The sequence below is a fragment of the Streptomyces sp. NPDC017940 genome, assembly GCF_044328435.1.
Taxonomy (GTDB): domain Bacteria; phylum Actinomycetota; class Actinomycetes; order Streptomycetales; family Streptomycetaceae; genus Streptomyces.
On the sequence record NZ_JBIRHJ010000003.1, the window covers coordinates 526,186 to 551,117 of the forward strand.

Annotated in this window: 22 protein-coding genes; 14 read left to right on the top strand and 8 right to left on the bottom strand. The window is 71.8% G+C overall.

All coding sequences use genetic code 11. The features are described from left to right. Positions 1 to 95 precede the first annotated feature (95 nt). Positions 96 to 1,025, bottom strand: coding sequence for a biotin--[acetyl-CoA-carboxylase] ligase (locus tag ACH4DX_RS12420; protein WP_398122083.1), 930 nt, complete (start codon positions 1,023 to 1,025; stop codon positions 96 to 98). A gap of 127 nt (positions 1,026 to 1,152) precedes the next feature. Here ACH4DX_RS12420 and ACH4DX_RS12425 point away from each other — a divergent pair, with 127 nt between their 5' ends. After that, complete coding sequence (locus ACH4DX_RS12425; RefSeq protein ID WP_398155021.1) at positions 1,153 to 2,808, top strand: acyl-CoA carboxylase subunit beta; 1,656 nt, start codon at positions 1,153 to 1,155, stop codon at positions 2,806 to 2,808. Positions 2,809 to 2,868: 60 nt separating this feature from the next. Next, complete coding sequence (locus ACH4DX_RS12430; RefSeq protein WP_398122082.1) at positions 2,869 to 3,075, top strand: acyl-CoA carboxylase epsilon subunit; 207 nt, start codon at positions 2,869 to 2,871, stop codon at positions 3,073 to 3,075. 137 nt (positions 3,076 to 3,212) lie between these two features. Here the strand turns inward: ACH4DX_RS12430 and mmpB are convergent, their stop codons facing one another. After that, positions 3,213 to 3,341 carry a morphogenic membrane protein MmpB gene (gene mmpB, locus ACH4DX_RS12435; RefSeq protein WP_398122081.1) on the bottom strand — a complete coding sequence of 43 codons (129 nt, stop codon included), beginning with the start codon at positions 3,339 to 3,341 and terminating at the stop codon, positions 3,213 to 3,215. Positions 3,342 to 3,424: 83 nt separating this feature from the next. Here mmpB and ACH4DX_RS12440 point away from each other — a divergent pair, with 83 nt between their 5' ends. Continuing rightward, complete coding sequence (locus tag ACH4DX_RS12440) at positions 3,425 to 4,045, top strand: nucleoside triphosphate pyrophosphatase (RefSeq protein WP_398155022.1); 621 nt, start codon at positions 3,425 to 3,427, stop codon at positions 4,043 to 4,045. On the opposite strand, the gene ACH4DX_RS12445 is transcribed toward ACH4DX_RS12440, so the two are convergent. Then, positions 4,011 to 4,436 carry a hypothetical protein gene (locus ACH4DX_RS12445; RefSeq protein ID WP_398155023.1) on the bottom strand — a complete coding sequence of 142 codons (426 nt, stop codon included), beginning with the start codon at positions 4,434 to 4,436 and terminating at the stop codon, positions 4,011 to 4,013. The two genes, ACH4DX_RS12440 and ACH4DX_RS12445, sit on opposite strands and share 35 nt — an antisense overlap. Positions 4,437 to 4,792: 356 nt before the next feature. On the opposite strand from ACH4DX_RS12445, the gene ACH4DX_RS12450 reads away from it, so the two are divergent. Next, positions 4,793 to 6,565: an acetyl/propionyl/methylcrotonyl-CoA carboxylase subunit alpha gene (locus ACH4DX_RS12450; RefSeq protein ID WP_398122078.1), complete on the top strand. Its 1,773-nt coding sequence runs from the start codon at positions 4,793 to 4,795 to the stop codon at positions 6,563 to 6,565. Between the two features lie 120 nt (positions 6,566 to 6,685). Continuing rightward, complete coding sequence (locus tag ACH4DX_RS12455; protein ID WP_398155024.1) at positions 6,686 to 7,243, top strand: TetR/AcrR family transcriptional regulator; 558 nt, start codon at positions 6,686 to 6,688, stop codon at positions 7,241 to 7,243. Positions 7,244 to 7,617: 374 nt separating this feature from the next. On the opposite strand, the gene ACH4DX_RS12460 is transcribed toward ACH4DX_RS12455, so the two are convergent. Together ACH4DX_RS12460 and ACH4DX_RS12465 are read right to left on the bottom strand one after the other, a co-directional pair. Continuing rightward, positions 7,618 to 8,607: a DeoR/GlpR family DNA-binding transcription regulator gene (locus ACH4DX_RS12460; protein WP_398155025.1), complete on the bottom strand. Its 990-nt coding sequence runs from the start codon at positions 8,605 to 8,607 to the stop codon at positions 7,618 to 7,620. Positions 8,608 to 8,821: 214 nt separating this feature from the next. Beyond that, positions 8,822 to 10,270, bottom strand: a complete 1,449-nt coding sequence (locus ACH4DX_RS12465; protein WP_398122075.1) for an NAD(P)H-quinone dehydrogenase — start codon at positions 10,268 to 10,270, stop codon at positions 8,822 to 8,824. Between the two features lie 155 nt (positions 10,271 to 10,425). On the opposite strand from ACH4DX_RS12465, the gene ACH4DX_RS12470 reads away from it, so the two are divergent. From ACH4DX_RS12470 to ACH4DX_RS12485, 4 genes are all read left to right on the top strand, one after another. Continuing rightward, positions 10,426 to 10,863, top strand: a complete 438-nt coding sequence (locus tag ACH4DX_RS12470) for a gamma-glutamylcyclotransferase (protein WP_398122074.1) — start codon at positions 10,426 to 10,428, stop codon at positions 10,861 to 10,863. Positions 10,864 to 11,500: 637 nt separating this feature from the next. Then, positions 11,501 to 12,325, top strand: coding sequence for a purine-nucleoside phosphorylase (locus tag ACH4DX_RS12475; RefSeq protein ID WP_398122073.1), 825 nt, complete (start codon positions 11,501 to 11,503; stop codon positions 12,323 to 12,325). A 101-nt stretch (positions 12,326 to 12,426) separates the two neighbouring features. Beyond that, the gene (locus tag ACH4DX_RS12480) at positions 12,427 to 14,094 is read left to right on the top strand and encodes a phospho-sugar mutase (RefSeq protein ID WP_398155026.1); all 1,668 of its coding nucleotides are present in this window, start codon (positions 12,427 to 12,429) and stop codon (positions 14,092 to 14,094) included. Between the two features lie 195 nt (positions 14,095 to 14,289). After that, the gene (locus tag ACH4DX_RS12485) at positions 14,290 to 15,519 is read left to right on the top strand and encodes a mannosyltransferase family protein (RefSeq protein ID WP_398155027.1); all 1,230 of its coding nucleotides are present in this window, start codon (positions 14,290 to 14,292) and stop codon (positions 15,517 to 15,519) included. 52 nt (positions 15,520 to 15,571) lie between these two features. On the opposite strand, the gene ACH4DX_RS12490 is transcribed toward ACH4DX_RS12485, so the two are convergent. Next, positions 15,572 to 16,225 carry a PH domain-containing protein gene (locus ACH4DX_RS12490; protein ID WP_398122070.1) on the bottom strand — a complete coding sequence of 218 codons (654 nt, stop codon included), beginning with the start codon at positions 16,223 to 16,225 and terminating at the stop codon, positions 15,572 to 15,574. A gap of 120 nt (positions 16,226 to 16,345) precedes the next feature. Between ACH4DX_RS12490 and ACH4DX_RS12495 the strand changes: the two genes are divergently transcribed. The 4 genes from ACH4DX_RS12495 (at position 16,346) to ACH4DX_RS12510 (ending at position 22,454) form a co-directional block, all read left to right on the top strand. Continuing rightward, on the top strand, positions 16,346 to 18,679 hold the full coding sequence (locus ACH4DX_RS12495; RefSeq protein ID WP_398155028.1) for a glycosyl hydrolase family 18 protein: 2,334 nt from the start codon (positions 16,346 to 16,348) through the stop codon (positions 18,677 to 18,679). Positions 18,680 to 19,139: 460 nt separating this feature from the next. Then, positions 19,140 to 20,123, top strand: coding sequence for a deoxyribose-phosphate aldolase (gene deoC, locus ACH4DX_RS12500; RefSeq protein WP_398122097.1), 984 nt, complete (start codon positions 19,140 to 19,142; stop codon positions 20,121 to 20,123). A 2-nt stretch (positions 20,124 to 20,125) separates the two neighbouring features. Beyond that, on the top strand, positions 20,126 to 21,562 hold the full coding sequence (locus tag ACH4DX_RS12505) for an aldehyde dehydrogenase family protein (protein WP_398155029.1): 1,437 nt from the start codon (positions 20,126 to 20,128) through the stop codon (positions 21,560 to 21,562). Further along, positions 21,555 to 22,454 (top strand): aldehyde dehydrogenase family protein, encoded by a 900-nt coding sequence (locus ACH4DX_RS12510; protein WP_398155030.1) that lies wholly within the window; start codon positions 21,555 to 21,557, stop codon positions 22,452 to 22,454. Before ACH4DX_RS12505 ends, ACH4DX_RS12510 begins: the two co-directional genes overlap by 8 nt. A gap of 49 nt (positions 22,455 to 22,503) precedes the next feature. Here the strand turns inward: ACH4DX_RS12510 and ACH4DX_RS12515 are convergent, their stop codons facing one another. Beyond that, on the bottom strand, positions 22,504 to 22,953 hold the full coding sequence (locus tag ACH4DX_RS12515) for a hypothetical protein (protein WP_398155031.1): 450 nt from the start codon (positions 22,951 to 22,953) through the stop codon (positions 22,504 to 22,506). A 266-nt stretch (positions 22,954 to 23,219) separates the two neighbouring features. Between ACH4DX_RS12515 and ACH4DX_RS12520 the strand changes: the two genes are divergently transcribed. Then, the gene (locus ACH4DX_RS12520; RefSeq protein WP_398122065.1) at positions 23,220 to 23,858 is read left to right on the top strand and encodes a uridine kinase; all 639 of its coding nucleotides are present in this window, start codon (positions 23,220 to 23,222) and stop codon (positions 23,856 to 23,858) included. Between the two features lie 237 nt (positions 23,859 to 24,095). Here the strand turns inward: ACH4DX_RS12520 and ACH4DX_RS12525 are convergent, their stop codons facing one another. Further along, positions 24,096 to 24,860, bottom strand: coding sequence for a SigE family RNA polymerase sigma factor (locus ACH4DX_RS12525; RefSeq protein WP_398155032.1), 765 nt, complete (start codon positions 24,858 to 24,860; stop codon positions 24,096 to 24,098). Positions 24,861 to 24,932 lie beyond the last annotated feature (72 nt).

The following is a 24,932-nucleotide window of genomic DNA, read 5'->3' on the forward strand; positions in this document are numbered from 1 at the left end:
CTACGCGAGCACGGCCATCCCGCCACGACCCCGCCACCCCCACAAACGGAAAGGCGAAGACCCCGCCGGAGGCGGAGACGTCAGGGCCAGGAACGTCAGCCACCGGCCGGCCGTAGATGGACCACGTCGCCCGCGCCGACAGGCTCCCGCACCCCCTCCTCCGTAGCGAGAACCAGCCGCCCGTCCCCGTCCACGGCCACAGCCTCCCCCACCACATCCCGCCCCCCGGGCAACTCCGCCCGCACCACCCGCCCCAACGTCGCACACCCCGCCGCATACGCCTCCTGAAGCCGCCCGGCCCCCGGATCCCCCCCGGCCCCCCGCCACTCCCCGTACCACCGCTCCAGCTCCCGCAGCACCGCCCGCAACACCGGATCCCGATCCGCATGCACCGCCCCGGCCAGCGCCAGCGACCCCGCCCCGGGCACCGGCAGCTCATCGGCGCGCAGCGTGACGTTGACGCCGATGCCGACGACGACGCCCCCACCCCCCACGGACCCGGCCCGCTCGGCCAGGATGCCCCCGGCCTTGCGCTCCTCGCCGCCGACGGTGACCAGCAGGTCGTTGGGCCACTTCAGGGCGGTGTCGACCCCCGCGGTACGGGAGATCCCCGCAGCGACGGCGACCCCGGTGAGCAGCGGCAGCCACCCCCACCGCTCGACGGGCACGTCGTCCGGCTTCAGCAGGACGGAGAAGAAGAGACCCGAGCGCGCGGGCGCACTCCACCGCCGGTCGAGACGCCCCCGAGCGGCACTCTGCTCCTCGGCGACGAGGACCGCCCCTTCGGGGAGCTGATCCGCGCGGGCGGCGAGGTCACTGTTGGTGGAGCCGGTGGTGGGTACGACATCGAGGGACGTCCAGAGCCCGCCGTCGCGGACGAGGGCACGGCGCAGGGCGACGGCGTCGAGGGGCGGCCGATCGAGATCGGACCACCGACCGGGCGTAGGGGACCCGGCGGAGCCACGACGAGAACCGGGCCCCGTGCCGTACTCCGGGTCATTGCTTGAGTCATTGGGCGGCGTCATGCAAGCCAGCCTAGGTGTGGTAAACGCCGCACTGCACAGCCGTATCCGCGCCGATACCCTACGAGTCAGTAGCCAGCAGCCGAGAGCCATCACCGTCCCCTCTGAGCAGGCAGGGAGCCGCGCCCCGATGTCCGAGCCGCAAGTGCCCAACGAGCAGTCCGCGCCGCCGGAGCAGAGTTCCCCGGCGGAAGGCCAGAACGCGGACAAGCACGACATCCACACGACAGCGGGCAAATTGGCGGACCTCCGCCACCGTATGGAGGAGGCGAAGCACGCGGGCTCCGCGCGGGCGGTGGAGAAGCAGCACGCGAAGGGCAAGCTGACCGCGCGGGAGCGGGTGGAACTGCTGCTCGACGAGGGCTCCTTCGTGGAGCTGGACGAGTTCGCGAGGCACCGCTCCACGAGCTTCGGCCTGGAGGAGAACCGCCCGTACGGGGACGGCGTGGTGACGGGCTACGGCACGGTCGACGGCCGCCCGGTGGCGGTGTTCTCGCAGGATTTCACCGTGTTCGGCGGCGCCCTCGGCGAGGTCTTCGGCCAGAAGATCGTGAAGGTCATGGACTTCGCCCTGAAGACGGGCTGCCCGGTGATCGGCATCAACGACTCGGGCGGCGCACGCATCCAGGAGGGCGTGATGGCGCTCGGGATGTACGGCGAGATCTTCCGCCGCAACACCCACGCGTCCGGCGTGATCCCCCAGATCAGCCTGGTGGTGGGCCCGTGCGCGGGCGGCGCGGTCTACTCCCCGGCGATCACGGACTTCACGGTCATGGTGGACCAGACGTCGCACATGTTCATCACGGGCCCGGACGTCATCAAGACGGTCACGGGCGAGGACGTCGGCTTCGAGGAGCTGGGCGGCGCGCGCACGCACAACTCGACGTCGGGCGTGGCGCACCACATGGCGGGCGACGAGAAGGACGCTATCGAGTACGTCAAGTCGTTGCTGTCCTACCTCCCGTCGAACAACCTCACCGAGCCTTCGGCGTTCCCCGAGGAGGCGGACCTGGAGCCGACGCCGGAGGACCTGAGCCTCGACACGCTCGTGCCGGACAGCGCGAACCAGCCGTACGACATGCACACGGTCCTGGAACACGTCCTGGACGACGCGGAGTTCTTCGAGACGCAGCCGCTGTTCGCGCCGAACATCATCACGGGCTTCGGCCGGGTGGAGGGCCACCCGGTGGGCCTGGTGGCGAACCAGCCGATGCAGTTCGCGGGTTGCCTGGACATCGACGCGTCCGAGAAGGCGGCACGTTTCGTGCGTACGTGCGACGCGTTCAACGTACCGGTGATCACGTTCGTGGACGTGCCGGGCTTCCTGCCGGGCGTGGACCAGGAGCACACGGGCATCATCCGCCGCGGCGCGAAGCTGATCTACGCGTACGCGGAGGCGACCGTCCCGCTGATCACGGTGATCACGCGGAAGGCGTTCGGCGGGGCGTACGACGTGATGGGGTCCAAGCACCTGGGCGCGGACCTGAACCTGGCCTGGCCGACGGCGCAGATCGCGGTGATGGGGGCGCAGGGCGCGGTGAACATCCTGCACCGCCGCACGATCGCGGCGGCGGGGGACCCCGAGGAGCAGGAGAGCGCGAGGGCGCGCCTGATCCAGGAGTACGAGGACGCGCTCCTGAACCCGTACACGGCGGCGGAGCGGGGCTACGTGGACGCGGTGATCCTGCCGTCGGAGACACGGTCGCACCTGGTCAGGGGCCTGCGTCACCTGCGTACGAAGCGGGAGTCGCTGCCTCCGAAGAAGCACGGCAACATCCCGCTGTGACCGGCGCCCCATGACCGCCCCACGACCACTGACAGTCGACTCCCTGGGAGGAACGCACCCGTGATCAAGGTCGTACGAGGCAACCCGACCCCCGAGGAGCTGGCGGCCGCCCTGGCGGTGGTCCAGGCCCGCGCCGCGGCGGCGGCGAACACGCCGTCCGGCGCGGCCGCGGCACCGGCGGCGTGGTCGGACCCGGCACGCGTGGCACGGGAGCGCCTGCCCGCGCCGGGCCCGGCGGCGTGGGGGCGGACGTACTGGCCGGCGTAGCCCGTCTCGGCGCGGACCAGCTCGCGCACCCCAAACAAACCAGCTCAACCCAGAAACAAACCAACTCAACCCAAAAACAGACCAACTCAGCCTAAAAACAAACCAAACAAACCCAAACCAGACAATCTCACCTCACCTCAGATCAACCCCAGAACGAACATGGCCACCACCATCGCCAGGGCGAGCAGAACCCCCGCGCGGCGCAACTTCGCCTGCATGTCCCGCATGTCTTCGGGCGGGTCGTTCTCCGGGTCGGACCACAGCATGTCCTCGATGGTGCGGCGGTGCAGGGCCCGGCGCCTGAGTACGCGTACTCAGGTTCCGGCGCGCCGCTCGCTAGGCTGACCGCATGAGCGATCACCCCCGCCGCCTCGTCCTGGCGTCCCAGTCCCCCGCCCGCCTCGGCCTGCTGCGGCAGGCGGGCCTCGCGCCCGAGGTGATCGTGAGCGGCGTGGACGAGGACGCGGTGACGGCGCCGACCCCCGCGGAGCTGGCGAAGGCCCTCGCGGAGGCGAAGGCCTCGGTGGTGTCGGCGCGCGCGGACACGCAGGGCGCCCTGGTCGTCGGCTGCGACTCGGTGCTGGAGCTGGACGGCCGGGCGCTCGGCAAGCCCGCGGACGCCGAGGAGGCCACGGCGCGCTGGAAGGACATGCGCGGCCGGGCGGGCGTCCTACAGACCGGGCACTGCGTGTACGACACGGCTTCCGGCCGCCACGTGTCGGCGACCGCGTCGACCGTGGTGCGCTTCGGGGAGCCCTCCGACGAGGAGGTCGCGGCGTACGTGGCGAGCGGGGAGCCCCTGCACGTGGCGGGCGCGTTCACGCTGGACGGCCGCTCGGCGCCGTTCATCGACGGCATCGAGGGCGATCACGGCAACGTGATCGGCCTGTCGCTGCCGCTGCTGCGCCGCCTCCTGGCGGAACTGGACGTCCGGATCACGGACTTGTGGGAGAGGGAGCGCACGGACTGAACGGGCGGTCGTACGCGACGAGGGTCAGCACGATGAGCCCGAGCACGACCATCAGGGAGACGAAGGCGAGCCAGCCCACCAGACCGATGGCGAAGGCTCCGAGCAGCGCGTGCACGACGGCGGCACTGATCAGCAGGATCCTTCCGGAGCTGCCGGGCCCGCGGTCGCGGACGGCGACGCGGGCGAGCACGAGGCCGCACAGCGTGAGGTAGAGCCCGAAGACGGCGCCCGCGATCCACGTGGACACGGTCATCGTGTGCGGGTCGAGCCCGGCGAGCGACATGTCCTGCTCGTCGACGGCGAGGCCGAGGAACCAGTTGAGCAGCGCCGTACCGACCGCTTCCGCCCAGAGCGCGACCGCGCCCGCCCATGCCACTGGTCTGCGCGCCACGGCGTCCACCCACTCTCCACCGGCAGCTGTTACCCCTAGTACGTACAAGACATCCGGACACTACTAACGGGTAAACCGAGGGACAAGGCCCGAGCCCCGGGCAAAGAATCATTGGGCCATTCGTAGGGACTCCACAAAGAATGACCGTCCGCCGCAGCACGGCCTCACAGAGACCTTGGCCACACCTGAGGGCTAGGCTGCCGGGGAAGGGCCCTGCGTACCACGGTGCGACAAGGGATTTCGGGGATCGACCGACCTCGGATCACGCTCCGTGTGGGCAAGCTCACCATTGGGGACGGGTCGTGGGGTCGTGTCGGCAGTCCCTAAACTCGGCTTGTTTCAAGGAGGGAGCCATCGTGCGCAAGGTGCTCATCGCCAACCGTGGCGAAATCGCTGTCCGGGTCGCCCGGGCGTGCCGGGATGCCGGGATCGCGAGCGTTGCCGTCTACGCGGAACCCGACCGGGACGCACTGCATGTGCGGGCCGCGGACGAGGCGTTCGCCCTTGGTGGTGACACTCCGGCGACCAGTTATCTGGACATGGCGAAGGTGCTCACCGCCGCCGAGGACTCCGGGGCGGACGCGGTCCACCCCGGTTACGGCTTTCTCTCCGAGAACGCGGAGTTCGCCCAGGCGGTCCTGGACGCGGGCCTGATCTGGATCGGCCCGCCGCCGCAGGCGATCAGGGACCTCGGTGACAAGGTCGCGGCGCGGCACATCGCGCAGCGCGCGGGCGCCCCGCTGGTCGCGGGCACGCCGGATCCGGTCGCGGGCGCCGACGAGGTGGTGGCGTTCGCCGAGGAGAACGGCCTGCCGATCGCGATCAAGGCGGCGTTCGGCGGTGGCGGCCGCGGTCTGAAGGTGGCCCGCACCCTCGAAGAGGTGCCGGAGCTGTACGACTCCGCGGTGCGCGAGGCCGTCGCGGCGTTCGGCCGCGGCGAGTGCTTCGTGGAGCGCTACCTGGACAAGCCGCGGCACGTGGAGACCCAGTGCCTGGCCGACACGCACGGCAACGTGGTGGTCGTCTCCACCCGTGACTGCTCCCTCCAGCGCCGCCACCAGAAGCTCGTCGAGGAGGCCCCGGCGCCGTTCCTGTCCGAGGAGCAGAACGCCGAGCTGTACCGCGCGTCCAAGGCGATCCTGCGCGAGGCGGGCTACGTCGGCGCGGGCACCGTGGAGTTCCTGGTCGGCGTGGACGGCACGATCTCCTTCCTCGAGGTCAACACCCGTCTCCAGGTGGAGCACCCGGTCACCGAGGAGGTCTCCGGGATCGACCTGGTCAGGGAGATGTTCCGCATCGCCGACGGCGAGGAACTCGGCTACGACGACCCGAAGTTGCGCGGCCACTCCTTCGAGTTCCGCATCAACGGCGAGGACCCGGGCCGCAACTTCCTGCCCGCGCCCGGCACGGTGACGTCGTTCGCGCCGCCGTCGGGCCCCGGCGTGCGCCTGGACGCGGGCGTCGAGTCCGGCTCGGTCATCGGCCCCGCGTGGGACTCGCTGCTCGCGAAGCTCGTCATCACCGGCGCCACCCGGCAGCAGGCGCTCCAGCGTGCCGCGCGCGCCCTGGCCGAGTTCGAGGTCGAGGGCATGGCCACCGCCATCCCCTTCCACCGCAAGGTCGTCGCCGACCCGGCGTTCGCGCCCGAACTGTCCGGCTCCACGGACCCGTTCACGGTCCACACCCGCTGGATCGAGACCGAGTTCGTCAACGACATCCCCGCCTTCTCCGCGGCGACGGACACCGAGGCCGAGGACGAGACGGGCCGCGAGACCGTGGTCGTCGAGGTCGGCGGCAAGCGCCTCGAGGTGTCGCTGCCGTCGTCGCTCGGCATGTCCCTGGCCCGGACCGGCCTCGCGGCTGGCGCCAAGCCGAAGCGGCGGGCCGCGAAGAAGTCGGGACCCGCCGCGTCCGGTGACACGCTCGCCTCGCCGATGCAGGGCACGATCGTCAAGGTCGCGGTGGAGGAGGGGCAGGAGGTCCAGGAGGGTGACCTCATCGTGGTCCTTGAGGCCATGAAGATGGAGCAGCCCCTGAACGCGCACCGCTCCGGCACGGTCAAGGGGCTCCTCGCGGAGGTGGGTGCCTCCCTGACGTCGGGCGCTGTCATCTGCGAGATCAAGGACTGACCGGCGGCCGCGCCCCGGGCCCCCGCTGAGAGCGCCGCGGCGATCGAGGAGCGGGGGCCGGGGCTCGGCCCCGGTTTCGGGAAGGGGTGGGGCCGGGGCGCCCCTGCGAGGAGACGAGACATGCGTGCCGACGCCCGCCGCAACCATCAGCGGCTCCTGAGCGAGGCCCGTGCCGCGTTCGCCGAACACGGCACGGACACGTCCCTGGAGGACGTGGCCCGCCGCGCGGGCGTGGGCATCGGCACGCTGTACCGCCACTTCCCCACCCGCCACGCCCTGCTGAGCGCCGTCTTCGAGGACGCGGTGCACGACCTGCTCACCCGTTCCCACGCCCTGCTCGACGCCCCGAGGCCCTGCGCGGCCCTGGTGGAGTGGCTGCGCGCCATCATCACCCATGCGGGTGAGTACCGCGGTCTCGCGAGGGCCCTGATGTCGGCGTCCCGCGACAGCAGCTCGGCCCTGGCCAGGTGCAGCCGCCCGATGCACGAGGCGGGCACCGCACTCCTGACCCGCGCCCAGGAGGCGGGCGCGATCCGCGAGGGCGTCGCCATCGACGACCTGCTCCAACTGACGAACGCCATCGCCCTGGCCGCGGAGGAAACCCCCGACGACCCCCAACTGGCCGACCGCCTCCTCCTACTGACCCTCCGAGGCCTAAAACCAAACCCACCCACCTGACACCCAGAGCAGCCCCACCCCACCCACCGCTCAAGGCCAAGCCCGCAGCCGTCCCAGCCCGTCCGGCGCTTGAGGACGAGCGCGCCAGCGCGACAAACCCCCAGCCCACCCGCAGAGCGACAAACGACCGGCCATTCCAGCCCGTCCGGCGCTTGAGGACGAGCGCGCCAGCGCGACAACCGCCCAGCAACCCAGCCCGTCACCGCTCAAGGCCAAACCCGCAGCCGTCCCAGCCCGTCCGCCGCTCAAGGACGAGCCCGCAGCACAGTCCCAGCCCGTCCGGCGCTTGAGGACGAGCGCGCAGCGCGACAAACCCCAGGGGGGCCCAGGGGGACCACCAGCCCCCCACCCCGCCCAAGGCCCAGGGGCCAGACCTATCGGCGCCGCAAGTCCGCCACCCGAGCCGCCCGCTCCCCCGCCGTCTGCTCCCCGAGGACGGAAGCGCTCCGCAGCTGCGGCCCCGAGCCGGGCCCCCCGCCATGGCCCCCGTGCCCCCGGCGTTGACCGGGCAGCGGCACGTCCCTGCGGTGCTGTCGGCCCGCCGGGACGGAGTCAACTCCGGGGGCCTGGCCGGGGCCCGTCGACGCCCCGGTGACCGCGATCTGCACGCCCTGGTCCGCCAGGGCCTGCAACTCGGTCGCCGCGCGGTCGTCGTGCGGCGGCGGCTCGTCCGTGACGAGGCGGGTGATGACGTCCGTGGGCACCGTCTGGAACATCGTGTCGGTGCCCAGCTTGGTGTGGTCGGCGAGGACCACCACCTCCGCGGCGGCCTGCACCAGCGCGCGATCGACGCTGGCCGACAGCATGTTGGAGGTGGAGAGGCCGCGCTCGGCGGTCAGGCCGCTGCCCGACAGGAACGCCCGCGACACCCTGAGGCCTTGCAGGGACTGCTCGGCCCCGCTGCCCACCAGCGCGTAGTTGGACCCGCGCAGCGTGCCGCCGGTCATGACGACTTCGACGCGGTTGGCGTGGGCGAGTGCCTGGGCCACCAGGAGGGAGTTGGTGACCACGGTGAGGCCGGGCACCCGCGCGAGCCGGCGGGCCAGCTCCTGCGTGGTCGCCCCCGCCCCGACGACGATGGCTTCGCCCTCTTCGACGAGACCCGCCGCGAGATCGGCGATGGCCGTCTTCTCGGCGGACGCGAGATGCGATTTCTGCGGAAAGCCGGACTCCCGCGTGAATCCGCCCGGCAATACCGCACCGCCGTGCCGGCGGTCGAGGAGTCCTTCTGCCTCCAGCGCGCGCACGTCCCGCCGTACGGTCACTTCGGAGGTCTGGACGACGCGGGCGAGCTCACGGAGCGACACCGCTCCGTTGGCCCGCACCATTTCGAGGATCAATTGGCGACGTTCTGCAGCGAACACGAAACTGACAGTAACCCCAACGACCGTCTGCTTTCAGCAGTTTGCGCCGAATTACAGAAGATGTTCGCTCAGCAGGGGTAGAAGTGGTATAGGAGGTAGTCTCCCCGCCTATGCCAGGCGAAAGCGCGGCAACAGGCTGTGACCTGCGTGGAGTCGGACCCGGCCGCACGGGCGGCCGAGGCGCCGTCCGGCGGCCGTGCGGCGGGGCGGGAGATCAGGCCTCGCCCTCGGTCTTCCGGGTGTGCAGCTGGCGCGCGACTTCGGCGATCGAGCCCGAAAGCGACGGATACACGGTGAAGGCATTGGCGATCTGCTCGACCGTCAGATTGTTGTCGACCGCGATCGAGATCGGGTGGATCAGTTCCGAGGCGCGCGGCGCCACGATCACACCGCCGACCACGATGCCCGTACCCGGACGGCAGAAGATCTTGACGAAGCCGTCCCGGATGCCCTGCATCTTCGCGCGCGGGTTGCGCAGGAGGGGGAGCTTGACGACCCGGGCGTCGATCTTGCCGGCGTCGACGTCGGCCTGGCTGTAGCCGACGGTCGCGATCTCGGGGTCCGTGAAGACGTTCGAGGAGACGGTCTTCAGGTTCAGCGGCGTCACCGCGTCGCCCAGGAAGTGGTACATCGCGATGCGCCCCTGCATGGCGGCCACCGAGGCGAGCGCGAAGATGCCGGTGACGTCACCGGCGGCGTACACACCGGGGGCGGAGGTCCTCGACACCCGGTCGGTCCAGATGTGCCCGGACTCCTTGACCTTGACCCCGGCCTCCTCCAGGCCCATCCCCTCGCTGTTGGGGATGGCGCCGACGGCCATCAGGCAGTGCGATCCCGAGATGACCCGGCCGTCGGCCAGCGTGACCTCGACGCGGTCGCCCACGCGCTTGGCGGAGGCGGCACGGGTGCGCCCCATCACGTTCATGCCACGCCGCCGGAAGACGTCCTCTAGGACCGCGGCGGCGTCGGGGTCCTCCCCGGGGAGCACCCGGTCGCGCGACGACACGAGCGTGACCCGCGAGCCGAGCGCCTGGTAGGCACCGGCGAACTCGGCGCCCGTCACGCCCGAGCCGACCACGATGAGCTCCTCGGGCAGCTCGTCGAGGTCGTACACCTGCGTCCAGTTGAGGATGCGCTCGCCGTCGGGCTGGGCGTCGGGCAGCTCGCGCGGGTGCCCGCCGGTCGCGATCAGGACGGCGTCGGCGGTGAGCCGCTCCTCGGACCCGTCGGCGGCGCGCACGACGACGGTCCGCGACCCGTCCATGGCCTGCTGGCCCTCCAGGCGGCCGCGGCCGCGCAGGACCCGGGCGCCGGCGCGCGTGACGGAGGCCGTGATGTCGTGCGACTGGGCGAGCGCGAGCCGCTTGACGCGCCGGTTCACCTTGCCGAGATCGACGCCCACGACGCGGGCCGCCTGGTCGATGTGCGGGGTGTCGTCCTCGACGATGATGCCGAGTTCCTCGTACGAGGAGTCGAAGGTGGTCATCACCTCGGCCGTCGCAATCAGAGTCTTCGACGGTACGCAGTCGGTGAGCACCGACGCCCCGCCAAGACCGTCGCAGTCGACGACGGTCACCTCCGCGCCGAGCTGGGCGGCCACCAGGGCCGCCTCGTATCCGCCGGGTCCGCCACCAATGATCACGATCCGAGTCACGTACTCCATTGTCCCGCACGGCCGCGCGGCCCGTACCCCCGGGGCCCGTCCGGCGGCGGCCATTGCGGTGACCGCTCCCCCGCTCCGCCTCCCGACGTCGTCGCCGCCACCACTGTGACCGGTGCGGCGGGAGGGGGGCGCCGGGCTGCCGTACCCTCGGACCCATGTCGCTCTACGCCGCGTACGCCGGCAATCTCGACGCGCGGCTGATGACGCGCCGCGCCCCGCACTCGCCGCTGCGCGCGACCGGCTGGCTCAACGACTGGCGACTGACGTTCGGGGGCGAGCACATGGGCTGGGAAGGCGCGCTCGCGACCATCGTCGAGGCGCCGCGGTCGCAGGTGTTCGTCGCGCTGTACGACATCGCGCCGATGGACGAGGACTCCATGGACCGGTGGGAGGGGGTCGGGCTCGACATCTACCGGCGGATGCGGGTGCGGGTGCATACCCTTGAGGGTGAGGAGGCTGCCTGGGTGTATGTCCTCAACGGGTACGAGGGTGGGTTGCCGTCCGCCCGTTACCTCGGGGAGATCGCTGACGCGGCGGACTCCGCGGGTGCCCCCCACGACTACGTCATGAACCTCCGCAAGCGCCCCTGCTGACCACGCCTCTCCCCCACCCACCCGCCCTTCCCACGCCCTCCGCGCTCGTCCTCAATCGCCGGACGGGCTCTTCCCCACCCACCCGCCCATTCCCGCGCTGACGCGCTCGTCCTCAGACGCCGGACGGGCTCTTCCCCACCCACCCGCCCTTACCCGCGCTGACGCGCTTGTCCTCAAGCGCCGGACAGGCTCGATGCGTCGCCGGTGCGGGCCCTTCCAGCCCACCCCGGCACCCCCAAGCCCGACCGGCATCTGAGGACGGGCGCGCAACGCAACCAACCCCGCCCGACGGCAACCCCCCACCAGCCGCGCAGCACCCCCAGCCCCCTCCAGCCCGTCCGGCGATTGAGGACGAGCGCGTCAGCGCGACAAACCCCCACCGGGCGGTGACTCCCCACCCACCCCCGCGCGACACCCACCCCCCAGCCCGTCCGGCGCTTGAGGACAAGGCGCGCAGCGCCGAAAGAGGCGGGGTCCCAGGGGGCGCCAAGCCACCTGGTTCGGGAAGGGGCGGGTCTGGGGCGTCCCGCGAGGGAGCGGTGGGCGTGCCGCTCGTGGGAAACGACAAGACAACGATCGCCAACCCGTGGGCATCGTCATCTACGCGCGTAGGGCCGAACCGGCTACCCTCGTCGGCGTGAACGCTTCAGTTATTCCGGAAGACATCCAGGGCGACCCGTACGCCGCCGCCGACGCCGCCGCCGCACGCCTGCGCGAGCTGACCGGCGCAGAGACCCACGACGTCGCCCTCGTGATGGGCTCCGGCTGGGCCCCGGCCGTGGACGCCCTCGGCGCCCCGGAGGCCGAGTTCCTCGTCACCGAGCTGCCGGGCTTCCCGCCGCCCGCCGTCGAGGGCCACGGCGGCCGCATCCGCTCCTTCAAGGTCGGTGCGAAGCGCGCCCTGGTCTACCTGGGCCGTACGCACTACTACGAGGGCCGCGGCGTCGCCGCCGTCGCACACGGCGTGCGGACCGCGGTCGCCGCGGGCTGCAAGACGATCGTGCTGACCAACGGCTGCGGCGGCCTGCGCGAGGGCATGCGCCCCGGCCAGCCCGTCCTGATCAGCGACCACCTGAACCTGACGGCGACATCCCCGATCGTCGGCGCGAACTTCGTGGACCTCACCGACCTGTACTCGCCGCGCCTGCGCGCGCTGTGCAAGGAGATCGACCCGACCCTCGAAGAGGGCGTGTACGCCCAGTTCCCCGGCCCGCACTACGAGACCCCCGCGGAGATCCGCATGGCTCGTACCATCGGCGCGGACCTGGTCGGCATGTCGACGGTCCTGGAGGCCATCGCGGCCCGCGAGGCAGGCGCGGAGGTCCTCGGCATCTCCCTGGTGACCAACCTCGCCGCGGGCATGACGGGCGAGCCGCTGAACCACGAAGAGGTCCTCCAGGCCGGCCGCGACTCCGCCACCCGCATGGGTGAGCTGCTCGGACAGGTCCTGGGCCGCATCTGACCCGGCAGGCCCCCCGCGTGGCACCGAGCGCCGCGCGGGGTGCGCGCCCGGACGCGTACACGCCGTACGAGAACGACCCTTCACGGAGAGGCCGACCACACGTGCAGGACCACGCAGAACTCATCGCCCGGGCCAAGGCATGGCTCGCCGAGGACCCGGACCCCGAGACCCGCGAGGAACTGGCCGAACTGCTCGACGCGGCGCCGGGCACCCCGGCCGCCCTCGACGATCTCGCCGCCCGGTTCGCGGGCACCTTGCAGTTCGGCACCGCGGGGCTGCGCGGTGAGCTGGGCGCGGGCCCCATGCGGATGAACCGCTCCGTGGTCGTCCGCGCGGCCGCGGGCCTCGCGGCCTACCTGAAGGCCAAGGGCCGGGCGGGCGGCCTGGTGGTGGTCGGCTACGACGCGCGGTACAAGTCGGCCGACTTCGCCAGGGACACCGCCGCCGTGATGACCGGCGCGGGCCTGCGCGCCGCCGTCCTGCCCCGCCCGCTGCCGACCCCCGTCCTCGCCTTCGCCATACGGCACCTGGGCGCGGTCGCGGGCGTCGAGGTCACCGCGAGCCACAACCCGCCGCGCGACAACGGCTACAAGGTGTACCTGGGCGACGGCTCGCAGATCGTGCCCCCCGCCGACGCGGAGATCGCCGCCGAGATCGCGGCGGTGCGCGGCCTCGACGACGTACCGCGTCCCGAGAGCGGCTGGGAGACCCTCGGTGAGGACGTCCTGGAGGCCTATCTGGCCCGCACGGACGCCGTCCTGGCCCCCGGTTCCCCGCGCGCCGCCCGCACCGTCTACACGGCGATGCACGGCGTCGGCAAGGACACCCTGCTGGCGGCTTTCGCGCGGGCCGGTTTCCCCGCGCCGGTGCTCGTCGCCGAGCAGGCGGAGCCCGACCCGGACTTCCCGACGGTCGCCTTCCCCAACCCGGAGGAGCCGGGCGCGATGGACCTGGCGTTCGCCACGGCCCGCGAGGCGCTCCCCGACCTGGTGATCGCCAACGACCCGGACGCGGACCGCTGCGCGGCGGCCGTCCCGGTGGGCGACGGCGACTGGCGGATGCTGCGCGGCGACGAGGTCGGCGCGCTGCTCGCCGCCCACCTGGTCCGCAGGGGCGTCGCGCCGGACGGGCCGCGCACCTTCGCCGAGTCGATCGTGTCGTCGTCGCTGCTCGGCCGCATCGCCGAGAAGGCGGGCCTCGACCACGAGGAGACGCTGACGGGCTTCAAGTGGATCGCCCGCGTCGACGGCCTGCGGTACGGCTACGAGGAGGCGCTCGGCTACTGCGTCGACCCCGATGGCGTACGTGACAAGGACGGCATCACGGCGGCGCTGCTGATCACGGAGCTGGCCTCCGAGCTGAAGGAGGAAGGGCGCACCCTGCTCGACCTCCTCGACGACCTCGCCGTGGAACACGGCCTGCACGCCACCGACCAGCTCTCGGTCCGCGTGCAGGACCTGTCGCTGATCGCGGCCGCGATGCGCCGCCTGCGGGAGCGGCAGCCGGCGCGGCTCGCCGGTCTCGCCGTGACGGCCGCGGAGGATTTGACCGAGGGCACCGCGACGTTGCCGCCCACCGACGGGCTGCGGTACACGCTCGACGGCGCCCGCGTCATCGTGCGCCCCAGCGGCACCGAGCCGAAGCTCAAGTGCTATCTGGAGGTCGTGGTGCCGGTGGCCGGACACGCGGAGCTGCCGCGGGCCCGCGAGAAGGCGACGGAGCTGCTCGCCGCGCTGAAGCGGGACCTCGCGGAGGCCGCGGGCATCTGAGGTTCCCCGGGGCCCGCCCCGGGGCCCAGCCGCCCTCACGGGTGGGCGGGCGCCTGTACGCCCTGACGGGTGGGCGGCCGCACCGTCCGTCCGAACGGGTGGTTCCGCCGCGACAACCGACGCTGCTCCCCGGTGCGCTGCCGGTCCCTCAGGAAGGGTCGACCGGTAGCGCACCTTCTCGTACCGGGAGCCGCAGTGCCGTACGGACCCCGCACCAACGTCCCGCCCGCCTCCTCCCCGTCGGCCACCGCGCCGTCCCGCGTCCCCGCCTCCCGCCGCTCCCGCGGGACAGCGCCCCGCGCGGCCGCGCACCGGCGCCTGGCCGCCGCGCTGCGGCACGCGGCGCCCGCGCTCCTCGCGTACGGGGCCGTCCGCGCCCTCGGCCTGCTCGTCCTCGCCGTCTGGGCGCACCGCGAGCACCGCGAGCTGTGGCACCTGCTCGCCGAGTCCTGGGACTGCGACTGGTACCTGCGGATCGCCGCGCACGGCTACGCGGACACCCTCGGCCGCGCCTACGACCGGAACAACCTGGCGTTCTTCCCGCTGTTCCCGCTCCTGCTGCGGGCGGGCGACGCGCTGGTGCCGTGGGCGCCGCGCGGCGCGGTGGGCCTCACGGTCTCCCTCGTCTCCTCGTTCCTCGCCGCGTGGGGGATCTTCAAGGTCGGCGACCGGCTGCACGGGCGGCGCGTCGGCGTGCTCCTCGCCACGTCCTGGGCGTGTCTGCCGGTCGCCCTCGTGCAGTGGATGGGCTACACGGAGTCGCTGTTCACGGCGCTCGCCGCGTGGTCCCTGTACGCCGTCCTCACCGGCCGCTGGGTGTGGGCCGGAGCCCTCGCGGCGCTCGCGGGCCTCACCCGTCCGACGGGGGTGGCCATCGCCGCCGCCGTGTCGGTCACCGCGCTCCTCGCGCTGCGCCGCCGCTTCGACGCGCGCGCCCTGGCCGGAGCGGTCATCGCGCCGCTCGGCTGGCTCGCGTACGTGAGCTGGGTGGGGGCGCGCCTCGGCCGCTGGGACGGCTACTTCGCCGTACAGAAGCTGTGGCACAACGAGTGGGACGGCGGCGTCGGCACCCTGCGCTGGATGAAGAAGCTGTTCCTGGTGGAGCGCCCGCAACTGTTCCTCGTGCTGGTGACGATCGTTCTCATCGGCGCCCTCGTCCTGTACGTGCTCTCCCTCACCGGAGGCGGGCAGCCGCTGCCCCTCCTGGTGTTCGCGGGCCTGATGGTCGCCATCGTGCTCGGCTCCCGCGGCGTCTACTTCCCGCGCGCCCGCTTCCTGCTGCCCGCCTTCCCGCTGCTCCTGCCGGTGGCGCTCGCCCTCGCCCGGGCCCGGCTGCGCGCGGCCACCGCCGTGCTCACGGCGGCGGCGCTTGCGTCTGCCGCGTTCGGGGGGCACATGCTGCTTGTGTGGCTGGGGCCGCCTTGATCTGTGTCGTGGTTGCTGCCTCGATTTGTCTCGTGGTCGCGGTCGCCTTGCTTCAGCTCACCGCGAGCAGCACCGCGAGCAGCACCCCGCCCGCCGCGCACGGCCCCAGGATCTCGTACGCCCAGCGCACCACCGGCTCACCCTGCGCGGCCTCCGCGTTCTCGCGCCGCTCGGCGATCTCGCGCAGGTCGTCCATGGCCTGGTCCCCCGCGTCCCGAGTGTTCGGCGAGGTCGCGCCCGGGGCGCCGGGGCGGATGCGGCTGGCCATGGGGTCGTCCGACGCGACCTGCTGGGCGTGCCGCCGCGCGGCCTTCTTGCGGCCCCGCAGGGACACGGGCACGGCCCACAGCTGGTACTTGGTGCCGTCCTGCGTGAAGACCTCGTTCGAGTACCCGGAGCGCAGCCCGGAGATCGCGCCCCAGGGCAGCGTGATCGTGCGGAACGGGTTGCGGACGCGCAGCCGGTCCTCGTTGGCGAACACCGCGGGCCGCAGCGTGTAGGCGATGACGAGCGGCACCGCGAAGAGCAGTCCGGCGAGGGCGATCCACGGCGTGTTCCCCTCGCCCCGGACCAGCGCGTCGACACCGAGCCAGACGCCGATCGCGAGCAGCAGCACACCACCGGCGATGCCCGCGTGCGAACGGTGCACGCGGTCCTTGTACGTGGGGTCCTGCTCCGGCGGTGTGGGCTGCGGGTCGCTCGTCATGGGGCCGATTCTGCCTGACGCACCGGCCGGAGCCCCGCGCGGCAGGGGTATGGGGATTGGTCCAGACCTAGTACGGTCGAGAGTTGTCATGTACGCCTAATCCCGTATCCCTGGAGAGTCATGACCCCCACCGGAAGAGGAACCAAGAACACACCAGGACTCTTACGAAGAGTGACCACGGCCCTGCGCGGCAGGACCGCCGTGCTGTGCGCGGCCCTGCTGCTCCCCGCCTCCCTGCTCACCGCCCTGACCGCGAGCGCGGCCCCCTCGGCGGGCACCCTCACCGCCGCCTTCACCACGGAGGGCAGCGGTTCCTCCTGGCAGGGCAAGTACGTCGTCCGCAACAGCGGCTCCGCCGCGGCCTCCGGCTGGACCCTCGAGTTCGACCTGCCCGCGGGCGTCACCGTCAGCGGCCACACGCACGGCGAGGCCACCGTCTCCGGGCGCCACGTCACCGTGAAGAACGCGTACTACAACGGTCGGGTCCCCGCGGGCGGCACGACCGAGCCCTACAGCTACTTCTTCACCGGCAACGGACCCATCGGCACCCCCACGGGGTGCACGATCAACGGCGACAAGTGCGACGGCACCCCGGACAAGCCGCCGTCCGCGCCCGGCGCCCCCACCGTCACCACCGCCACCTCCCGCACCATCTCCCTGAGCTGGCCCCCGGCCGGCGCGGGCGACTACCCGGTGACGACGTACGAGGTCCTCAGCGGTGACAGCGTGGTCGCGACCTCGGCGACCAACGGTGCGACCGTCACCGACCTGACCCCCGCCACCCGCTACACCTTCACCGTCCGCGCCAAGGACCGGCGCGGCAACACCAGCCCCCTGAGCCCCGCGGTCACCGCCACCACCGTCGACCCCGCGACCGACCCGACCCCGCCGAGCGCGCCCGGCGCCCTGCGCGCCACCGGCAAGACGCAGGTCTCGGCGACGCTGGCCTGGGACAAGTCCACGGACAACGTGGCCGTCGCCGCCTACGACATCTACCGCGGCGGCACACTGGCCAAGACCGTGCCCGCCTCGGCCACCACCGCCACCGTCGAGGGGCTCACCCCCGCCACCGCCTACACCTTCACCGTGAAGGCGCGTGACACCGCCGACAACGAATCGCCCGCGTCGAACGCCGTGAAGGTCACCACGGAGGACTCCGCCGGGCCCGGCAACCACCTCGCCGTCGGCTACTTCGCGCAGTGGGGCATCTACGGCCGCCAGTACTTCGTGAAGAACCTGGACACCTCCGGCGCCGCCGCCAAACTCGACGTCATCAACTACGCCTTCGAGAACGTCGACCCCAAGAACTTCACCTGCCAGGCCGGGGTGACCAAGGGCGTCTCCGGCAACCCCCAGGACCCCGACGAGGGCACCGGCGCGGGGGACGCCGAGGCCGACTACGGCCGTGCCTTCTCCGCCGCCCAGTCTGTGGACGGCGTCGCGGACGACGGGTGGGGCAAGCTGCGCGGCAACTTCAACCAGCTGAAGAAGCTCAAGGCCAAGCACCCGCACCTGAAGGTCGTCGTCTCGCTCGGCGGCTGGACGTTCTCCAAGTTCTTCTCCGACGCGGCGGCGACGCCCGCGTCCCGGGCGAAGTTCGTCAAGTCCTGCGTCGACACCTGGATCAAGGGGGACCTTCCCCTCGCCGGTGGCGCGGGCGGGCCCGGCACCGGTGCGGGCGTCTTCGACGGCATCGACATCGACTGGGAGTGGCCCGGCTCCGAAGGCCATCCCGGCAACCACTACGGAGCCGCCGACAAGGACAATCTGACGGCTCTGCTCGCCGAGTTCCGCAAGCAGCTCGACGCGACCGGTGGTGCCCACAAGCTCCTGACCGCCTTCACCCCTGCCGACCCCGCGAAGATCGAGGCCGGGTGGGACATCAAGAAGATCTTCGACTATCTCGACTTCGCCAATGTCCAGGGGTACGACTTCCATGGCTCCGGCAGCGACAACTCCTGGGAGCCCAAGCGCACCGGGCACCAGGCGAATCTGCACCGGGACGCGCAGGACCCGTACGCCTTCGACTTCAGCGTCGAGCGGGCCGTCCAGACGTATCTGGACGCGGGGGTCAATCCGCGCAAGCTCACCATCGGGTTCCCGTTCTACGGGCGGGGCTGGAAGGAGGTCGCCGACGGGGGTGCCAAGGGTGAGTGGCAGGCTGCCAATGGGGCGGCTACCGGGCAGTTCCCGGAGGAGGCCGGGATCAGGGGCTACCACAACATGATGGTGAACGTTCCCAATCTCACCGTGCACCACGATGAGCAGTCCATCTCCACCTATGGCTACACCGGTAACGGCGGGCAGTGGTGGAGCTTCGACGACGTCTGGTCGATCGGCAAGAAGACCGCCTGGCTGAAGTCGAAGGGGTTGCTCGGGGGCATGGTCTGGGAGATGGCCGGCGACACCCCCTCGGGGACGTTGATGACGGCCCTGGACAACGGGCTGAAGTGACGTCTCCTCCCTCTCGCTAGCGCCCGCCGCCCCCTCCCTGTACTGGCGGTTCCTTCTTCGCCTTTCCGGTTGTGGGGGTGGCGGGGTCGTGGCGGGATGGCCGTGCTCGCGTAGTGGACACTGTCTGCTTCATCGCGCCGTCAGTGTGCTGCTTGGCACGCTGCGCTCGGTCATCCCGCCACGACCCCTCCGGTTCGATGGCGACTCCCGGTTCGTCTGTGGTTCCCGCCCCCGCCGTGGGCAGCTGCCTCCGCCCCCCTCGCTGTGGGCAACTGGGCCGCCAGGGGCGGAACGGGTGGGCACAGCCCCAACCGCCGGGTAACCGGAACCTAAGGGGAAGGGCACACCCCACCCCCCGGGTACCGGTCACGCAGAGAGAGAGGGGCACAGCCGACCGCCGAGTGCCAGGGGCAAGCTCTGTACAAGCCGCTACGCGCGTAGATATGCTCCCCTCGTGACCATGCGGACGACTCCATCCACAGAGACAGACGAGGCGGGCGGCCCCACCCCCCGCCCCCTCGCCGACGTAACGGCGTCGGCGAGCACCCTGCGCCGCTTCCTGCACGGCCTGCCGGGCGTCGACGCGGTGGGCCTGGAGGCCCGCGCCGCCTCGCTCGGGACGCGTTCGATCAAGACCACGGCGAAGGCGTACGCCATCGACCTGGCCATCTCCATGATCGACCTGACGACCCTGGAAGGCGCCGACACCGCGGGCAAGGTCCGCGCGCTCGGCGCCAAGGCCGTGCACCCGGACCCGACGGACCGCTCCACGCCGCGCACGGCGGCGGTCTGTGTGTACCCGGACATGGTGGCCACGGCCAAGGAAGCCGTCGCGGGCAGCGGCGTGAAGGTCGCCTCCGTCGCGACCGCCTTCCCGGCGGGCCGCGCCGCCCTCGGCGTGAAGCTCGCCGACGTGCGCGACGCCGTCGCCGCCGGCGCGGACGAGATCGACATGGTCATCGACCGGGGCGCCTTCCTCGCGGGCGACTACATGAAGGTGTACGAGGAGATCGTCGCCGTGAAGGAGGCCTCGGGGTCGGCGCGCCTGAAGGTCATCTTCGAGACCGGTGAGCTGTCCACGTACGACAACATCCGGCGCGCCAGTTGGATCGGCATGCTCGCCGGCGCGGACTTCATCAAGACCTCGACCGGCAAGGTCGGAGTGAACGCGACCCCCGCGAACACCCTGCTCATGCTGGAAGCCGTCCGCGACTTCCGCGCGCAGACCGGCGTCCAGGTGGGCGTGAAGCCCGCGGGCGGCATCCGTACCTCCAAGGACGCCCTCAAGTTCCTCGTCCTGGTCAACGAGACCGCGGGCGCGGACTGGCTGGACAACCACTGGTTCCGCTTCGGCGCCTCCAGCCTGCTCAACGACCTGCTGATGCAGCGCCAGAAGCTGGCCACCGGACGCTACTCCGGACCTGACTACGTGACGGTGGACTGATCATGGCATCGATTTTTGAGTACGCGCCCGCGCCCGAGTCCCGTTCGGTCGTCGACATCGCTCCGTCCTACGGCCTGTTCATCGACGGCGAGTTCGCCGACGCCGCCGACGGAAAGGTCTTCAAGACCGTCTCCCCGGCCACCGAGGAAGTCCTCTCCGAAGTCGCCCAGGCCGGTGAGGCCGACGTCGACCGCGCGGTGCGGGCCGCCCGCAAGGCCTTCGAGAAGTGGTCCGCCCTGCCGGGCGCCGAGCGCGGCAAGTACCTGTTCCGGATCGCCCGCATCATCCAGGAACGCAGCCGTGAGCTCGCGGTCCTGGAGACCCTCGACAACGGCAAGCCCATCAAGGAGACCCGCGACGCGGACCTCCCCCTGGTCGCCGCCCACTTCTTCTACTACGCGGGCTGGGCCGACAAGCTCGACCACGCGGGGTACGGGGCCGATCCGCGGGCGCTCGGCGTCGCCGGGCAGGTCATCCCGTGGAACTTCCCGCTCCTCATGCTGGCCTGGAAGATCGCCCCCGCGCTCGCCACCGGCAACACCGTGGTCCTCAAGCCCGCCGAGACCACTCCGCTGTCCGCCCTCTTCTTCGCCGACATCTGCCGTCAGGCGGGGCTGCCCAGGGGCGTCGTCAACATCCTGCCGGGGTACGGGGACGCGGGCGCCGCTCTCGTCGCCCACCCGGACGTGAACAAGGTCGCCTTCACCGGCTCCACCGCCGTCGGCAAGCAGATCGCCCGCACGGTCGCTGGCACCGACAAGAAGCTCACCCTGGAGCTCGGCGGCAAGGGCGCGAACATCGTCTTCGACGACGCCCCGATCGACCAGGCCGTCGAAGGCATCGTGACCGGCATCTTCTTCAACCAGGGGCAGGTCTGCTGCGCCGGTTCGCGCCTCCTCGTGCAGGAGTCCGTCCAGGACGAGGTGCTCGATGCCCTGAAGCGTCGCCTGTCGACGCTGCGGCTCGGTGACCCGCTGGACAAGAACACCGACATCGGCGCCATCAACTCCGCCGAGCAGCTCGCCCGCATCACCGCCCTCGCCGACACCGGCGAGGCCGAGGGCGCCGAGCGCTGGAGCGCCCCCTGCGAGCTGCCGAGCTCCGGCTACTGGTTCGCGCCCACCCTGTTCACCAACGTCACCCAGGCGCACACCGTCGCCCGGGACGAGATCTTCGGCCCCGTGCTCTCGGTCCTGACGTTCCGTACGCCCGACGAAGCCGTCGCCAAGGCCAACAACACGCAGTACGGGCTCTCGGCCGGCATCTGGACGGAGAAGGGCTCGCGCATCCTCGCCGTCGCCAATAAGCTCCGCGCCGGGGTCGTCTGGGCCAACACGTTCAACAAGTTCGACCCGACCTCGCCCTTCGGCGGCTACAAGGAGTCGGGCTTCGGCCGCGAGGGCGGTCGCCACGGCCTGGAGGCTTACCTCGATGTCTGACGCGCGTCTCAGTGTCCTGAAGACCTACAAGCTGTACGTGGGCGGCAAGTTCCCGCGGTCCGAGAGTGGGCGGGTGTACGAGGTGACCGACCTCAAGGGCAAGTGGCTCGCCAACGCTCCGCTGTCCTCCCGCAAGGACGCCCGTGACGCGGTCGTCGCCGCGCGCAAGGCGTTCGGCGGGTGGGCGGGGGCGACCGCGTACAACCGCGGTCAGGTGCTCTACCGCGTCGCGGAGATGCTGGAGGGCCGCCGCGAGCAGTTCGTCCGTGAGGTCGCGGACGCGGAGGGCCTCTCGAAGTCGAAGGCCGCCGCGGTCGTGGACGCGGCCGTGGACCGCTGGGTCTGGTACGCGGGCTGGACGGACAAGATCGCCCAGGTGGCGGGAGGGGCGAACCCGGTCGCGGGGCCGTTCCTCAACCTGTCCACGCCCGAGCCGACCGGTGTCGTCGCCGTCGTGGCGCCCCGCGAGTCGTCCTTCCTCGGCCTGGTGTCCGTCGTGGCCCCCGTGATCGCGGCGGGCAACACGGCCGTCGTCATCGCCTCCGAGGAGGCACCGCTGCCCGCTCTCAGCCTCGGGGAGGTCCTGGCCACCTCCGACCTGCCGGGCGGCGTCGTCAACGTACTCAGTGGCAGGGCCGCCGAGCTCGCGCCGCCGCTCGCCGCCCACCAGGACGTGAACGGCCTCGACCTGGCCGGCGCCGACGCCGGCCTGGCGAAGGAGCTGCACATCGCCGCGGCCGACAACCTGAAGCGCGTACTGCGTCCACAGGCTGTGGACGGCGACGCGGACTTCACCGCCGCGCCCGGCACCCGGCGGCTGACGTTCTTCCTGGAGACCAAGACGGTCTGGCACCCGACCGGCTCGCTCGGCGCCTCGGGCTCCGCGTACTGAGCACGCTGCCGCGGGGCCCCGTCCCCGCGGCAGCAGTCCTTCGCCCCCTCTATTCGGGCAGCGCCCCGATGACCCTGTCCACCACCGGCAGCTCCGCCGGCGAGCCGCCCTGCGTCAGCGGCTTCGTCACCGCGGCCGTGGACACCGGCTTGAAGTCGGCGATCTGGGTGCCCACGGAGTTGTCGAGCGGATCCGTGCCGGTCCCGGCCAGCGGGTTGAGCCGCAGGTCCTTGACGGGCCCGAGGCCGCCGACCGTGGCCCGCTGCAACCCGTTGAGCAGCGCGTTCCCGGCCGTGGCCACGCCCGCCGCACCCGCGTCACCGGCCATCGCCCCCAGGCCGGGGGCCGGTGGCGCCCCGGCGCTCGCCGGCGTCGCCCCGAGGCCGATGGCCGCCCCCGCCGCGGACAGCGTGAGCGTCGCGCCCAGCAGCGCCCGGGACGCGGAGAAACTCTTCGGCGCCGGGTGCCGCGCCGCTTGCCGTGCAGGGTTTCGAGCCATCAGACCGCCTCTGTGCACATACGTCAGTAATCGAGCGTGCACGAAGAGTAGTTGACGCGGGTGTCCGTATCAAAGACCCGCTTCGCTCCGTACCCCTTCTTCCTACGCGCCCGGTCCGGCCCGGCGGACATTCGCGCCGCCCCGGGTCTGGGCACCCCGGGAGCCCCGGTTGATAATGACCCGGACCACCGCCGGCGGCCGGCCTCGGGGAAGCGGCAGCGACCCCCGTCCCGTCGGCATTATCCCTGGTGAGAAGGTTCACAGAATTGGGTTCCCATCCCCCGATACCCACCCGCGTCGTGCTGCTCACCGGTCCCTCCGGCTCGGGCAAGTCGTCGTTCGCGGCCCGCTCGGGGCTGCCCGTGCTGTGCCTCGACGACTTCTACAAGGAGTGCACCGACTCCTCGCTCCCCCAGGTCCCCGGCACGTCGGACATCGACTGGGACTCGCCGCTGTCCTGGGACGCGGACGTCGCCCTCGCCGCGATCGACGAGCTGTGCCGCACGGGCCGCACCCGGGTCCCGGTGTACGACATCGCGACGAGCTCGCGGGTCGGTGAGGAGGCGCTCGACATCGAGCGCACGCCGCTGTTCATCGCGGAGGGCATCTTCGCCGCCGACATCGTGGAGCGCTGCCGTGCGATGGGTGTCCTCGCGGACGCGATCTGTCTGCGCGGGCGCCCCTCGACGACGTTCCGCCGCAGGCTCCTGCGCGATCTGCGTGAGGGCCGCAAGTCCGTGCCGTTCCTGCTGCGCCGCGGCTGGCGCCTGATGCGCGCGGAGCGCTCCATCGTGGCCCGCCAGACGGCGCTCGGCGCGCACGCCTGCGGCAAGGACGAGGCCCTCGGCCGCCTCACGGACGCCGCCGCGGGCCGCTGCGCCAAGGCCCGCGCGACGGCCGCCTGATCCGGACGCGGGGCCCGTACGCGGCACCCGTACGCGGCACCCGTACGCGGCACCCGTACGCGGCACCCGTACAAAAAACAGCGGGCCCGGAAAGACCCCCCGGCCCTCCGGTCCCGCTGCCCGTACCCCCGTGCTTCCCCCGTGTCCCCCCTGGCGTGAGGCCCCGAACCCCCCGGTTCCCCCGCGGGCCCCACTCCTGCTCCCGCCGCCTCCCCCGAAGCGACGGTCCCCCCGTCCTCAGGCGACCAGTTCGCCGAAGGACTCCTCCTGGTCACGGCCGAAGCTGAGGACCTCGTCCTCACGCAGCCGGCGGAGCGACCGCCAGATGCTGGACTTCACCGTGCCCACACTGATGTCGAGGATGTCCGCGATCTCCGGGTCCGTGCGGCCCTCGTAGTAGCGAAGGACCAGCATGGTGCGCTGGAGCTCGGGCAGCCGGGCCAGGGCCTGCCACAGGACCGCGCGCAGCTCGGTGCCGCGCATCGCGTCCGTGTCGCCCACCGTCTCCGGCAGTTCCTCGGTCGGGTACTCGTTGAGCTTGCGGCGCCGCCAGGCGCTGATGTGCAGGTTCGTCATCGTGCGCCGCAGATAGCCGCCGACGGCGGCCTTGTCGCTGATCCGGTCCCAGGCCCGGTAGGTCGAGAACAGCGCGCTCTGCAACAGGTCCTCGGCCTCGAAGCGGTCACCGGTCAGGTGGTAGGCGGTTGCGTACAGAGAGGCACGGCGCTCCTGGACGTAGGCGGTGAACGCCGCTTCGGCGTCCTCGCTGCCCGTCCGGGGCCGCGTCCGCTCCCCCGAGGCCTCCCTGTACGCGGCTCCCCCGTCATTGCCGCCCTTCAGTGCGTCAACCACCGTCATGTACGTGGTGTGCTGACGCCCGGTGCCGCGAGCGCACCCCCGCCCGCTCACGGCACCGGACTTCTCGTGCTTCTCCGAGCTCCTGCCGACGTCGTGCAGACGCGTGACAACTGCGCTTGAGCTGGTGCTGTGCAGCGTGTTCATCTCGCGCCCCCCGTCGTGGAGTCTGGGATTTCCGTGTGACCAGAACTCTGCCGGAGGCACTTCATGGCGTTG